General features: G+C 50.9%; 14 protein-coding genes. 4 read left to right on the top strand and 10 right to left on the bottom strand.

Annotation, left to right across the window (positions count from 1 at the left end):
- Positions 1-241: 241 nt before the first annotated feature.
- From preA to FEK46_RS10215, 7 genes are all read right to left on the bottom strand, one after another.
- The gene (gene preA, locus FEK46_RS10245; RefSeq protein WP_135559386.1) at positions 242-1,477 is read right to left on the bottom strand and encodes an NAD-dependent dihydropyrimidine dehydrogenase subunit PreA; all 1,236 of its coding nucleotides are present in this window, start codon (positions 1,475-1,477) and stop codon (positions 242-244) included.
- Positions 1,471-2,709 carry an NAD(P)-dependent oxidoreductase gene (locus tag FEK46_RS10240; RefSeq protein WP_135492790.1) on the bottom strand — a complete coding sequence of 413 codons (1,239 nt, stop codon included), beginning with the start codon at positions 2,707-2,709 and terminating at the stop codon, positions 1,471-1,473. Before FEK46_RS10240 ends, preA begins: the two co-directional genes overlap by 7 nt.
- Before the next feature lie 193 nt (positions 2,710-2,902).
- Positions 2,903-3,142, bottom strand: a complete 240-nt coding sequence (locus FEK46_RS10235) for a DUF2542 family protein (RefSeq protein ID WP_130207056.1) — start codon at positions 3,140-3,142, stop codon at positions 2,903-2,905.
- A 2-nt stretch (positions 3,143-3,144) separates the two neighbouring features.
- Positions 3,145-3,864, bottom strand: a complete 720-nt coding sequence (gene sanA / locus FEK46_RS10230; protein WP_130207054.1) for an outer membrane permeability protein SanA — start codon at positions 3,862-3,864, stop codon at positions 3,145-3,147.
- Between the two features lie 185 nt (positions 3,865-4,049).
- Positions 4,050-4,934 carry a cytidine deaminase gene (cdd, locus tag FEK46_RS10225; RefSeq protein WP_135521915.1) on the bottom strand — a complete coding sequence of 295 codons (885 nt, stop codon included), beginning with the start codon at positions 4,932-4,934 and terminating at the stop codon, positions 4,050-4,052.
- 129 nt (positions 4,935-5,063) lie between these two features.
- A complete protein-coding gene (locus FEK46_RS10220; RefSeq protein WP_130207051.1) occupies positions 5,064-5,759 on the bottom strand; it encodes a CidB/LrgB family autolysis modulator in 696 nt (231 codons plus the stop codon).
- Positions 5,756-6,154 carry a CidA/LrgA family protein gene (locus FEK46_RS10215; RefSeq protein WP_001295452.1) on the bottom strand — a complete coding sequence of 133 codons (399 nt, stop codon included), beginning with the start codon at positions 6,152-6,154 and terminating at the stop codon, positions 5,756-5,758. The genes FEK46_RS10220 and FEK46_RS10215 overlap by 4 nt, the downstream gene beginning before the upstream one ends.
- A 273-nt stretch (positions 6,155-6,427) precedes the next feature.
- Between FEK46_RS10215 and dusC the strand changes: the two genes are divergently transcribed.
- Positions 6,428-7,375: a tRNA dihydrouridine(16) synthase DusC gene (gene dusC / locus FEK46_RS10210; protein ID WP_135492788.1), complete on the top strand. Its 948-nt coding sequence runs from the start codon at positions 6,428-6,430 to the stop codon at positions 7,373-7,375.
- A gap of 373 nt (positions 7,376-7,748) precedes the next feature.
- Here dusC and yohP read toward each other — a convergent pair whose 3' ends face one another.
- Positions 7,749-7,832, bottom strand: a complete 84-nt coding sequence (gene yohP, locus FEK46_RS23675; protein ID WP_000691708.1) for a small membrane protein YohP — start codon at positions 7,830-7,832, stop codon at positions 7,749-7,751.
- 222 nt (positions 7,833-8,054) lie between these two features.
- Between yohP and mdtQ the strand changes: the two genes are divergently transcribed.
- A complete protein-coding gene (gene mdtQ, locus FEK46_RS10200; protein ID WP_135559387.1) occupies positions 8,055-9,494 on the top strand; it encodes a multidrug resistance outer membrane protein MdtQ in 1,440 nt (479 codons plus the stop codon).
- Positions 9,495-9,545: 51 nt separating this feature from the next.
- Here mdtQ and FEK46_RS10195 read toward each other — a convergent pair whose 3' ends face one another.
- A complete protein-coding gene (locus FEK46_RS10195; RefSeq protein WP_135559388.1) occupies positions 9,546-10,103 on the bottom strand; it encodes a DedA family protein in 558 nt (185 codons plus the stop codon).
- Between the two features lie 168 nt (positions 10,104-10,271).
- Here FEK46_RS10195 and FEK46_RS10190 point away from each other — a divergent pair, with 168 nt between their 5' ends.
- Positions 10,272-10,859: a Yip1 family protein gene (locus tag FEK46_RS10190; RefSeq protein ID WP_001295454.1), complete on the top strand. Its 588-nt coding sequence runs from the start codon at positions 10,272-10,274 to the stop codon at positions 10,857-10,859.
- Positions 10,860-11,032: 173 nt separating this feature from the next.
- Positions 11,033-11,965: a D-alanyl-D-alanine endopeptidase gene (pbpG, locus tag FEK46_RS10185; RefSeq protein WP_130207042.1), complete on the top strand. Its 933-nt coding sequence runs from the start codon at positions 11,033-11,035 to the stop codon at positions 11,963-11,965.
- A gap of 100 nt (positions 11,966-12,065) precedes the next feature.
- Here pbpG and dld read toward each other — a convergent pair whose 3' ends face one another.
- The gene (gene dld, locus FEK46_RS10180; RefSeq protein ID WP_135559389.1) at positions 12,066-13,781 is read right to left on the bottom strand and encodes a D-lactate dehydrogenase; all 1,716 of its coding nucleotides are present in this window, start codon (positions 13,779-13,781) and stop codon (positions 12,066-12,068) included.
- Between the last annotated feature and the right edge of the window lie 130 nt (positions 13,782-13,911).

Genomic DNA, 13,911 nt, shown 5'->3' with positions numbered 1-13,911 from the left:
ACGCTGGCGCGTTTTATCCGGCCTACAATGAGCACAACATACTGATTTATATGGTTTTGTAGGCCGGATAAGGCGTTCACGCCGCATCCGGCGACAGGAGCCAAATGCCGGATGCAACGCTGGCGCGTTTTATCCGGCCTACAATGAGTACAACATACTGATTTATATGATTTTGTATGCCGAATAAGGCGTTCACGCCGCATCCGGCGACAGATGCCAAATGCCGGATGCAACGCTGGTTTTACAACGTTACCGGGTGTTCTTTCTCTCCCTTCTTAAACTTCACTTCCCCGAGATCGATACAACCCACCGGGCAAACATGACCGCAAAGCAAACAACCAACGCATTTTTCGGTATTACAATGCGGCGTACGCGTTTTCTCGTTCCATTCCATCGCCTGATGACCGCCGTCGTAACAGGAAATGTAACAGCGCCCACAGCCAACACATTTATCGAGATTGATATGGGGATAGACGATATAGCTGCGGTCTAAATCTTCTGCCGGAACAATATTATGATTCGCCAGCCCCACCATCTCTTGCAACGAATCAAATCCCTGATCGGCAAGGTAATGCGACAACCCGCTCGTCATATCCTCCACAATGCGATAACCGTACTGCATAATGCCGGTGGTCACCTGCAAGGTTGCCGCGCCGAGCAATAAAAACTCCGCCGCATCTTCCCAGGTTTCAATACCGCCGATACCACTGATCGGGAAATCGCGCAGCTCTGGATGCGTGCGCATTTGCTGAATAAAGCGCAGGGCGATCGGTTTCACTGCTTTACCGGAATAACCGGAAATACTCGATTTACCGTTGACGATCGGCATACCGATTTTCTGATTAAGATCGATATTGGTGATTGATTTGACGGTGTTAATCGCTGCAATGCCATCTGCGCCGCCGCGTTTTGCCGCCAGCGCCACTTCGCACATATCACCGATATTCGGCGTCATCTTCGCCAGCATTGGCAGCGTGGAACCACGTTTCACTGCCCGACAATATTTTTCTACCAGCTCCGGGCTTTGCCCGACATCGCTACCCATCGCATGGGAGGTCATCTGCGGACAGGAGAAGTTACACTCGATCATATCCGCGCCAGCTTCTTGCACCAGACGCGCCAGCTCTTCCCACTGCTGCTCATTTTCCCCCATGATCGAGGCGATCAATACTTTGTCCGGGTAATCTTCTTTCAGCCGACGCAGGGCGGCCAGATTCTCTTCCAACGGATGTTCAGCAATCTGCTCCATATTTTTGAAGCCGATAAAACCGGTATCTTCTTTCACCAGATGATCAAAACGCGGTGAGACTTCATTAGCGATAAAAAAGCCGATCGTTTTGAACACCACGCTACCCCAGCCGGTGTCGTAGGCTTTGGCGCACATCTCGTAGCAATTGCCAACCGGCGAAGAAGAGAGGCAAAACGGGTTGGGAAACTTCACGCCGCAAAAGGTAATAGAAAGATCTTTCGTTAACATGAGCAAGCTCCCTCTAAATAATGATGAATCGCCTCGGCGGCTTCTTTCCCGGTTTTGACTGCATAAACCACGGTTTTGTCACCCTCAACAATATCGCCAGCGGCAAACAGTTGCGGGTCACGGGTCTGGTAATTTTGCGTTTCGATGGTGTTGCGCTGTGGTTCCAGTGCGGAAAAAGCGGCAAGTTCGGCATGTTGACCTACAGCGAGAATAATTTTGTCCGCCGCCATTGTCAGTTCGCCCGGTAAACGAACGTGTTTAAACGTCACTTTATTGCCGTCTACAGCCACTGGCGTAAAGCCATCGATAATCGATACCCCCAATTTTTGAGCGCTGGTGAACTCTTTCTTGCTTGCCGGAAACTCATCTAACTCTTCACGCGCAACGCAAGTTACTGCCTGGCAACCGAGAACTTTCAGCGTGCTGGCAACGTCCATTGCGACATCGCCGCCACCAATAATTAATGCGTTCTGCGGGACGCTGATATCGCCTTGTGCCTGGCGAGCGCGTTGCAGGAAATCGACGGCGATCTCAACATCGCTATGCTCAAACAGCGGCAGGGTGGCACCGCGCGATAAACCGACAGTCACCAGTACCGCTCGGTTTTCCGCTTTCAATTGTTCCAGCGTGAGTGTTTTACCAATCTCGCAATTGCACTTAATGGTCACCCCCATTTTTTCGATACGGGCGATTTCTGCATCCAGCACCGATTGCGGCAAACGAAATTGTGGAATGCCATTACGCAGCCAACCACCTGGCTGTGCTTCTTTTTCATAAATCGTGACGTCGTATCCCCGGTTGGTCAGTGTCACACTCGCTTGTAGCCCGGCAGGGCCTGCGCCAATGATCGCCACTTTGCCGAGCGTTTTACTGCCGGGCTGAAAAATCTCCATTCCGGTTTGCTGTTCGAAATCAGTAACAAAACGCTGTAAGCGGCCAATATCAATTGGGTCGTCGACACCGGCTCGTGTACAACCGCGCTGGCATAATTTTTCCGTCGGGCACACTCTGGCACAAACGGCACCGAGCGCGTTATTTTCGCGAATTGTCTCGGCAGCACCTTTAAAATTACGAAAATAAATTGAGCGAATAAATTTTCCCGGATCGGTTTGCGCCGGGCAAGCCTGACTACAGGGCGCGTCGTGACATAATAAACAGCGAGAGGCTTCTTTAATCGCCAGTAAAGGCGTAAAAGCCGGAGTGAGTTCATCCAGATAATTTTGTTGCGGCATGTGATCTTCCTTAATGCTATAGGTAATTAAGGCGAGCGTTTAGTGAATAATAATGTATTGATATTAAGGCTAAGCGTGCGGGGAAATTTAAACTGTGAAAGGATTCACAAATAGCCGCGGTTAAGAATGTGATATCCGCAGCTTATCAGGTGAAGTAATAATTATTCTCAATAATTATCTGGAGAGGGAAATATTAACGATAGAAAATAAGATAAATAATCATGCCAATAGATAAAATTCCGAAACCGCAATACGCCACCATATAAGCAAAGAAGAGTCCCGGATTTTTTTCGCGCCAGACATACACCGGTTCCGGCGAATTTTTAACCCGTTTATCAATCGCGCCAGCACGCCAGCCTTTCCACGCTTCGCGAAAACAAAATACAGGGATTAGGAAAAAAACGGCAACGACAAAAAACTGCTGTACATCCATAACTACTTTCCTTGTTTCTTTTGTAATTCAAGTAACTGCTCGGGCGTGACGGCGGGATAGCCCTGCGCATCTTCCGGCACTTGATGCATTGCCGGAATAGGGACCAATGGACCTAAAAAGCGCGGCTCACGTTTAAAAATATAAAGGTCAGCCAGCGCGCCGAAACGGGCGGCAAATTCGCGAATACGGACAGACCACATATCTTTTGGCGATGGTACGGCATAACACTGGGCCTGAATACCCATATGTAAAGCGATAAATAATGCCCGCTCACAGTGAAAACGCTGGGTGATAATAATGAAATCATTAGTATCGAACACTTTGCGCGTGCGTACGATGGAATCCAGCGTTCGGAAGCCCGCGTAATCGAGAACAATATCAGAGGGGTCGACGCCAGCGGCTATTAAATCTTTGCGCATGGTCATCGGCTCGTTATAACTTTGCAACGCGTTATCGCCGCTAAGTAATAGATAGTTCACCTTACCGCTGTTATAGGCATTAATCGCTCCCTGAATACGGTAGCGGTAATACTGATTAATGACTCCGGTGCGATAATACTTTGCTGTGCCAAGCACCACGCCGACCTGACGGTAGGGGAGATCCTGCAACTCGTCGTAGATATAAGGCGCGGTTTTCCAGCTCATCCAGCGATCGAGGCCGAGCACAGTCAACAGCAGCAAGCCGATCATGACTAACAGGCTGTAGAACAGACGCTTTAACATGCAGAAGACTCGATCTCGGGAAATTTTTATCAGGCTACTTTACCCGCTGCTTTTGCGCAAGAAACGGTAAACTGTTTGCCGGGATTTTCGACATCAGGAGAGCGCTGACAAGCCTGAGGCAACGCTTATCAGCGTGCCAGACCTGTAGGCCGGACAAGGCGTTCACGCCGCATCCGGCACCAGGCTTAAGCGAGAAGAACGCGGTCGATACTGTGACAACCGAGAGCTTTCAGCGTTGCGGAGGTTGCATCCCATTGAATCAACGGCGCATCGGCTTTTTCTGCCAGAACCGCGCGCTGGATATCCGGGTAATCATAACCCTTGAGATTCAACAGAATTAACGCACCCTGCAACGGCGGCAGAGTCGGGTTGAATGCGGCGTTTTCAGCGTAGCTGCCGCTGAAAATACGACCGTCTTTGCATTCCAGCGCTACACCGCTTGGTGACTTACTGTAAGGCATGTGCGAACGGTTTGCCGCGGCAATCGCTGCCTGAGAAAGCGTATCACCAGTTAACGCAAAGCCGTGATCCTGCTCGTCCATCAGCAGCGTTTTTATCTCCAGATCTTTTGGTCCAAAGGCATCCGGCAGATAGTCACGCAGTGCGTGCGCTTCGCGACCCGGCAGATGAATACGCAGATCCAGACCGCTGTTCAGTTCATTCATAAACTGACGACAGTGACCACAAGGCGTGTAGTTAACGGTGATGGCCGCGAGAGCTTTCTCACCGCTTAACCAGGCGTGGCTGATAGCACTTTGTTCGGCATGAACAGTTTGCTGCATTGTTGCACCAATAAATTCCATATTGGCACCGAAATACCATGTACCACTCACGCCGCGTGCAATAGCGCCAACGTTAAAATTCGACAATGGCGTACGCGCACAGGCCGCAGCCAGCGGTAGCAGTGCGAAAGCCAGCGCGTCTTCGTCCAGCCCGGTTGCGCTCTTAAGCGAAGAGACTTGCTCCCCGGTCAACAAAGCGGGGAAGTACTTGTCTGCCAGAATAGGTTCCAGCGCAGATTGCAAGTTATCCGCAAGTTGGGCAAAAGCAGTTTGAAAACGTGGATGCATGGCGTTGCCTCATAATCATGTAATGGGATAACAGTTTACGAACCTGCTATGGCTTTATATGTGATCTGAATCTCATTAATTATGCAACAAGTGAAACGTACATCAAAAATGCGCGACGCATCGCAAATTTTAGCCCATTACTGCCAGAATAATTGGGAAAAGGAACGGCGCGATCAGCGAAGTAATAATCCCGCATAACACCAGCGCCAGCGAACTAAATGCGCCTTCCTGATAATCCAGCTCAGCACAGCGCGCCGTACCGAGGGCGTGGGAAGCCGTCCCCATCGCCAGACCGCGCGCCGCTTTGGTACGAATACGCATCGCATTAAGTAACGTATGACCAAAGACCGCGCCGAGGATCCCGACGAAAATGACACAAACTGCGCTGATTGCCGGAATACCGCCAATACTGCCGCCGACAGCCATCGCAATTGGCGTAGTGACTGATTTCGGTAATATTGACGCAGCAATTTCCGGTGAAGCCCCCATCAACAATGCCACGCAAGTCCCTGTCACCATCGCTACCACGCTGCCGATAAAACAGATGGTGATGATTGATTTCCAGCGGGCGCGGATCTGATGCAACTGTTCATATAAAGGATAGGCCAGTGCGACGACCGCCGGTTGCAGCAGATCGTTTAGCACTTCGCTACCTTTAAAGTAGCTGTCGTAAGAGATGCCGGTTAGCATTAAAAAAGGAATGATCACCACCATTGCCACCAGCAACGGGTTAAGCAAGGGAAACTTATACCGCGCCGCCAGCTTGCGGGCGGCAAAAAAGACAATCAACGTCAGCGGTAATGACCACCAGATATTTGCCATCATTCTTCTGATCCTTTCTGACCTACGACTTTACGTTCACCGTGCACCAGTTGAGAACTCCAGCTCACCACCAGAAAAACCACCAGCGTACTGACTGCACAGGAAACCACTACCGGGCCAAACTGCGCGCGTAGTAAATCAAAATATTGCATTACGCCTACGCCAATCGGCACAAACAATAGCGCCATATAGCGAATTAAAACGTAACACCCCGGATTGACCCACTTCGCCGGAAGAATTTGCAAGGCCAGCAGGACAAACAGGATCAGCATCCCGATAATGCTGCCCGGAATGGTTACCGGTAGCAGGGATGCAATGAAAATGCCTGCATACAGGCAGGCATAAATCAGGACGAAAGCGCGTAAATATTGCCAGATAATGTTCAGTGTCTTACTCATAATCAACACCCCAGATGAGATGGATTCATCATACAATTAATTCATAAAATGTGCTACCGATCACATTAAGAATTCATCGCTTATTTTTCGCGCCTGGGTATGACGATGTGAGCAGCGAACTCAGGCAAATCTGCTTTTTTGCAACAGAAAGCGTGCTTGCCATAGATCAAGCATAGAGAGGGATTGCAGCTTTGCAGCAATCTCACTCGGCAGACCTTTAATCCGCTGACCGGAGGCGCTAACATAGCGCCTCATTTTTTTGCGGGTGATGATATGCGTGTGTTACTGGCGCCAATGGAGGGGGTACTTGACTCTCTGGTGCGCGAATTGCTGACCGAAGTTAACGACTACGATCTGTGCATCACTGAGTTTGTTCGCGTGGTGGATCAACTGCTGCCGGTAAAAGTTTTTCATCGCATTTGTCCTGAGCTACAAAACGCCAGCCGTACTCCTTCAGGTACGCTGGTGCGCGTACAGTTGCTGGGGCAGTTCCCGCAATGGCTGGCAGAGAACGCCGCCCGTGCGGTGGAATTAGGTTCCTGGGGCGTGGATCTTAACTGCGGCTGCCCGTCGAAAACGGTTAACGGCAGCGGTGGTGGGGCAACGTTACTGAAAGATCCCGAACTCATCTACCAGGGCGCGAAAGCGATGCGCGAAGCCGTACCGGCGCATTTGCCTGTCAGCGTGAAAGTGCGTTTGGGCTGGGACAGTGGCGAGAAAAAATTTGAAATTGCCGATGCTGTTCAACAGGCTGGTGCTACGGAGCTGGTGGTGCATGGGCGGACAAAAGAGCAGGGGTACCGCGCGGAGCATATTGACTGGCGGGCGATTGGCGAGATTCGCCAGCGGCTGAATATTCCGGTAATTGCCAATGGTGAAATCTGGGACTGGCAGAGTGCGCAGCAATGTATGGCTATCAGCGGCTGCGACGCGGTGATGATTGGGCGCGGGGCGCTCAATATTCCCAACCTGAGTCGGGTGGTGAAATATAACGAACCGCGAATGCCATGGCCGGAGGTCGTTGCATTGCTGCAAAAGTATACCCGTCTGGAGAAACAGGGGGATACCGGGTTATATCACGTCGCGCGGATCAAGCAGTGGTTGAGTTATTTACGTAAAGAATATGATGAAGCAACGGGATTATTTCAGCATGTGCGGGTGTTGAATAATTCCCCTGATATTGCAAGGGCTATTCAGGCAATTGATATCGAGAAACTCTAAAAAACTATAGTGATGTTTTTTTGACAATGTGTTAGCTCTTTATCAATAGGCCGCACGGTTGTTTGGTGGCGTCAAAATCGCCGAGGCGTTCCCTGAAGGCCGGGGCAGCCCACATGGATGTGGGCTGAGGGCGCGTCTTACAGGGATGTTACCTCGCGCCCGACCCGGTAGCCGTAAGGGATAAGCCGAGGGCACCGCGCAGCGGCGATTTTGTTCGCCAGAGCCCGGGGGTGCAGGGGGCGGCGGCGATTGGCCGCCCCTTGCGCGCTCCTTGCGCCAGTGATTATATGAAGCAATGCACATGACAGGAGCGCAACAGGATGAGAGACTGAAATATTCTCGTTATTTTCGAATCTGATGACATTAATTAATTTTAAAATATCATCTTAAATACGCCAGTCACCACCAGTAGCCCAATCAGGAAAATAATCAATACTGCCCAGAGTATAATTTTCATTGGCGTTCCTTTATTTGTGAGTGCTGAATAAGTATAGGAAAAAATGAAACTCTTTGCCGTCATTCATAAACGATTAAGATAAATCAGAGGATATCATTCACTTATTGTATATTTTTCTGGATATGTCGTTTTATTTCCGCTGATGTATTGCCACGTGAAACTAAAAAATATTTCGCCGCACACGGTAATCTCCGCGCACCGTTTCTTACCTGATTATTCCCCATGAATCGTGATTCATTTAATGCAGCAAGCTTCTGTTTTCCGCTTTTAATTTTGTTGGCTGGGTGTGCGCCTGTGCACGAAACTCGTCAGGCGTTAAACCTGCAAACGCCTGCCACGCAAGTGGACACTGCGTTACCTGCGGCATTGAAAAACGGTTGGCCAGACAGCCAGTGGTGGCTGGAATACCACGATAATCAACTCACTTCCTTAATTAATAATGCAATACAGAACGCGCCGGATATGCAGGTGGCTGAACAGCGCATTCAACTGGCTGAAGCGCAGGCGAAAGCAGTAGCGACCCAGGATGGCCCACAGGTAGATTTTTCTGCGGATATGCAACGGCAAAAAATGTCGGCTGAAGGGTTAATGGGGCCGTTTGCCCTGAACGATCCTGCTGCCGGTACCACGGGGCCGTGGTATACCAACGGTACTTTTGGTTTAACGGCGGGCTGGCATCTTGATATTTGGGGAAAGAATCGGGCGGAAGTTACTGCTCGCCTCGGTTCAGTAAAAGCTCGGGTGGCGGAACGTGAGCAGACCCGGCAATTGCTGGCTGGCAGCGTGGCCCGTTTGTACTGGGATTGGCAAACTCAGGCGGCGTTGAACACGGTTTTGCTGCAAATCGAAAAAGAGCAGAACACCATTATTGCGACCGATCGCCATCTCTATCAGCGTGGAATTACCTCTTCGGTTGAAGGTGTGGAAACCGATATTAATGCCAGTAAAACCCAGCAACAGCTCAACGATGTCGCGGGTAAAATGAAAATTATCGAGGCGCGATTAAGTGCGCTCACCAACCATCAGAAAAGCGCATTGAAGCTGCATCCGGTCACGTTGCCGAAAGTGGCAAGCCAGCTTCCTGATGAACTGGGATATTCCTTGCTGGCCCGGCGGGCAGATTTGCAGGCGGCGCATTGGTATGTCGAGTCGTCGTTAAGTACCATCGACGCAGCAAAAGCGGCATTTTATCCCGACATCAATCTGATGGCCTTCCTGCAACAGGATGCTTTGCATTTAAGCGATCTTTTTCGTAGCTCCGCCCAACAGATGGGCGTCACGGCGGGGCTGACATTGCCAATATTCGACAGCGGCAGACTTAATGCCAATCTTGATATTGCGAAAGCCGAAAGCAACTTGTCGATTGCCAACTACAACAAAGCAGTGGTCGAGGCGGTGAACGATGTGGCGCGGGCGGCGAGTCAGGTGCAGATACTGGCAGAGAAAAACCAGCATCAGGCACAAATTGAGCGCGATGGCATGCGTGTGGTGGGGCTGGCACAGGCGCGATTTAACGCGGGCATCATCGCGGGTTCCCGCGTCAGTGAAGCCAGAATTCCGGCGCTTCGCGAACGAGCCAACGGCCTGCTTTTGCAAGGGCAATGGCTGGATGCCTCCATTCAACTCACCAGTGCGCTGGGCGGGGGCTACAAACGCGGTTGATGTCTCATTTATCAAGTATTAAGCAGAGAAACGTTGGACCTCACCGGCGTTTCATTTCCCGCGCCGTTTCAGCCACCAGCGAACACCAACCACCAGAGCCACAACCAGAATCAACCAAACCCAGTGCTTCAAATGTTGGTCAAGTTCGTGCAACCACGGCGCAATCACCTGGCCACCTGCGTAGCCAATGGTGGTAAAAATCAGCGCCCAGGCAAATGCGCCGAGAATATTCAGCGGTAGAAATATTTTCGGCGGTAGCTGACTAGCGCCAATCAGCGTCGGACCAATCACCCGAAAGCCATACATAAAACGTGTACCAATAACAAACAGATACGGATGACGTTGGATCAGCTTCTGCGCCCGTTCAATTTTGTCCTGATGTTTTGAGAAACGTCGTAACAGCTTGCCGCCAAACCGCCGCCCGCACAGATACAGCGCCTGGTCGCCAATCATGCCGCCAAGTGCTACGGAAAGTACCACCAACGGGAATTTCAGCAGCCCCTGATGCGCGGCAACACCACCGAGCAAGGTGACGGTTTCACCTTCAGCCAGACTGCCAAGTACCAGCGCGGCATAACCATATTGTGAAATAAGCGTATTAATATCCATAGGTCAGTCTGTCTCCCTCTGGTTGCCTGTAAGCATACACCCAGTAAATCATTCATGCAGAAAAAGCCCCGCAGGGCAGTGCACTAATTTAGTGATCGCGCAAAAAATAATCACAAGCTGACTTATACTTGAACTGTCAGGTTCATGAACTCACAACAAGGGGGCAGTATGAGCCATGTCTGGGGACTGTTTTCCCATCCCGATCGTGAAATGCAGGTAATTAATCGTGAAAACGAAACGATTTCTCACCACTACACCCACCACGTTTTGCTGATGGCGGCGATTCCGGTGATTTGCGCCTTCATTGGCACCACGCAAATCGGCTGGAATTTTGGCGATGGCACTATCCTGAAGTTATCCTGGTTTACCGGACTGGCGTTGGCTGTCTTGTTTTATGGCGTGATGCTGGCTGGGGTCGCGGTGATGGGGCGGGTCATTTGGTGGATGGCGCGCAATTACCCACAGCGCCCGTCGCTTGCGCACTGTATGGTCTTCGCGGGATACGTCGCGACGCCGCTGTTTCTAAGCGGTCTGGTAGCGCTTTACCCGCTGGTCTGGCTGTGTGCTCTGGTTGGCACGGTGGCGCTGTTTTACACGGGGTATCTGCTTTATCTCGGTATTCCAAGCTTCCTGAATATCAACAAAGAGGAAGGTCTTAGCTTCTCCAGTTCGACACTGGCGATTGGTGTGCTGGTACTGGAAGTCCTGCTCGCCCTTACCGTCATACTTTGGGGGTACGGTTATCGTCTGTTCTAGAAAGTTCTTTTGCGTTGCATTGCTGGCGTAAATGTCAGCAATGCAGCATTTCCTCACGATTCTCCTTTGACGACCGCACTTTTTGCTCGTTATGATGGCTTCGCTAGCCTCAGTAAATCCTTACTCCGGCGGTGCGCAACCCGTGCGCGTGAACCACTATTTGAATGCTCATCATGCCGAAATTTCGAGTTTCTTTATTTAGCCTGGCCCTGATGCTGGCTGTGCCTTTTGCACCGCAGGCCGCTGCGAAAACGGCAGCCGCTACCACTGCTTCGCAGCCGGAAATTGCTTCCGGTAGCGCGATGATTGTTGATCTTAATACCAACAAAGTGATCTATTCGAACCACCCGGATCTGGTGCGTCCGATTGCCTCAATCACCAAATTAATGACTGCGATGGTTGTGCTGGATGCACGACTGCCGCTGGATGAGAAACTAAAAGTAGACATCAGCCAGACGCCGGAGATGAAAGGGGTCTATTCGCGCGTACGACTGAACAGTGAAATCAGCCGTAAAGATATGCTGCTGCTGGCGTTGATGTCTTCGGAAAACCGCGCGGCGGCGAGCCTGGCACATCATTATCCTGGCGGTTATAACGCATTTATTAAAGCAATGAATGCGAAAGCAAAAGCTCTCGGGATGAATAACACGCGCTTCGTTGAACCGACCGGGCTATCAGTGCATAACGTTTCGACTGCCCGTGATCTGACCAAATTGTTGATTGCTACCAAACAATATCCGTTGATCGGTCAGTTAAGTACCACCCGTGAAGATATGGCGACCTTCTCTAATCCGTCGTATACGCTGCCATTCCGCAATACTAACCATCTGGTGTATCGCGATAACTGGAATATCCAGCTAACCAAAACGGGCTTTACCAATGCCGCAGGGCATTGCCTGGTGATGCGCACGGTTTTCAATAATAAACCAGTGGCGCTGGTGGTGATGGATGCGTTTGGCAAATATACCCATTTTGCCGATGCCAGCCGCCTGCGAACATGGATTGAAACCGGCAAAGTGATGCCCGTTCCGGCTGCGGCGTTGAGTTATAAAAAACAAAAAGCCGCCCAGATGGCGGCGGCAGGGCAGACGGCACAGAACGATTAAGTTTGCTTGCCCGTAGGCCGGAGAAGGCGTTCACGCCGCATCCGGCATTCGATTGTGCAGTGCCTGATGCGATGCTTGCGCATCAGGCATCCAGCCGTATTTACTCCACTTCTTGCCAGTTTTTCCGCTTACTGGTTTTACCGATCCCCGGATTCATACTGTTAGTTGGATCGTTTTCACGATAAAACTTTTGCAGCGTCTCCGGTGCTTTATACAAATGACCGACGTTATGCTCGGCAGGATATTGCGCGCCGCGCTGGCGTAACAATTCCAGCATCTGTTCCTTCAGCGCATGCACATCCACGCCTTTCTTAACGATGTAATCCTGGTGGAAGACGTAGCACATAAAATGCCCGTAATAGAGCTTATGCACCAGCTGGCTGTCGATTTCCGGCGGCAGATGTTCATACCACTCGGTGTCATTACGCCGCAGAGCAATATCCAGCGCCAGAATGTCTTCGACTTCATCGGAATGCACGGCCTGATAACGTATCGCTGCGCCTGCCGCCGCGAAACGGTGTAAAAACGCTTTACTGCCTTCTTCCGGCGTACAGACAAAGAAATCGCCTTCGGCCTGTTTGAAAAAATCTACCAGCCAGGATTTTGCTTCGCCCACGCCATCCCCCGCCATTTTTAACAGCAGATGATGTTCATATTTATCGCGCCAGCTTTTCATGCGCGGTGGCAAATGACTGGGGAACAAATGACTGAATTTCTGCATTGCGAGATCGGTAAAGTGTGGGCGGAAGAACTTCACCTTCTCCAGCATCGCATCGGTACGTCCCTTGATGTTAAAGAATAACGGCATCTTGTCGGTGCCTAGTTTGTCGATCATCAGGAAGGTGTCTTTGCCGTATTTTTCCGCGATATCGTAGATATCCCGGTGCATGTATTCCCCGGCAACCGGCAGATTTTCGAAATTAGCCAGAATATGGCGGCGGATTTCGGTCAGCACGTCCGGCTGGTTGGTGCCGATATAAAACACCTGCTGATTTTTTTCCGCTTCAAAGGTGTCGAGACGCACGGCGAAGACGGCCAGTTTTCCGGCGCAACCGGAGGATTCAAACAGGCGATCCGGATCGGCGTTATAACGTGCAGGTGTGTCGGCTTCGATATCACGCACGCGATGAACATAGTCATAATCGTGGGCGTGGCGACCATCGTGGTGCACATCATCCTCTTTGATGCGATCGTCATCCAGCCTGCTGAGGATCTGCTCCGGCGTTTCGCCCAGATCAATCCCCAGATGGTTGACCAGCGTCAGTTTGCCGTTTTCATCAATGCGTGCAAACAACGACATTTCGGTATACGCCGGACCACGCTGCACTAGTGAGCCGCCGGAGTTGTTACAGATACCGCCGATGACCGATGCGCCTATACACGACGAACCAATCACCGAGTGCGGTTCACGGCCTAATGGTTTGAGGGCTTTTTCCAGCGAATAGAGCGTAGTGCCAGGATACGCCAGCACCTGTTCGCCCTTACCGAGAACATGCAGCTTGTCGAGGCGCAGGGTGCTGATGATCACGATATCGCGATCATAATCGTTACCATTTGGTGTCGAGCCTTCGGTCAGACCCGTATTGGCGGCCTGCATCAGAATAATTTTGTCGGCGGTGACGCAGGCTTTCAGTACTCGCCACAATTCCAGTAGCGAGCCTGGAAGAACAACGGCCAGCGCGTCACCCTGACCGGAGCGGAAGCCCTTGCGATAGCGGGCCGTTTTTGCGGGATCGGTGAGCAGGTATGAAGAACCGACCAGACGGGCAAGTTCATTCAAAAAGGTTTTATTATCAGTTGTTGTCATGGAAGACATTTTCCACTCCTTGTGGTGGCGAAAAAACATCACAAACTAGAATAGCGCCTTGTATGACAATTCAGCGAGTGAATATTTTGAAAATTCAGACAATAAACTGAGCTTTCTTTTTCTCTCTCTATCAGGGTTA

The sequence above is a fragment of the Escherichia sp. E4736 genome (assembly GCF_005781225.1).
Lineage (GTDB): Bacteria > Pseudomonadota > Gammaproteobacteria > Enterobacterales > Enterobacteriaceae > Escherichia.
This window is presented reverse-complemented; position numbering and strand designations above follow the sequence as displayed.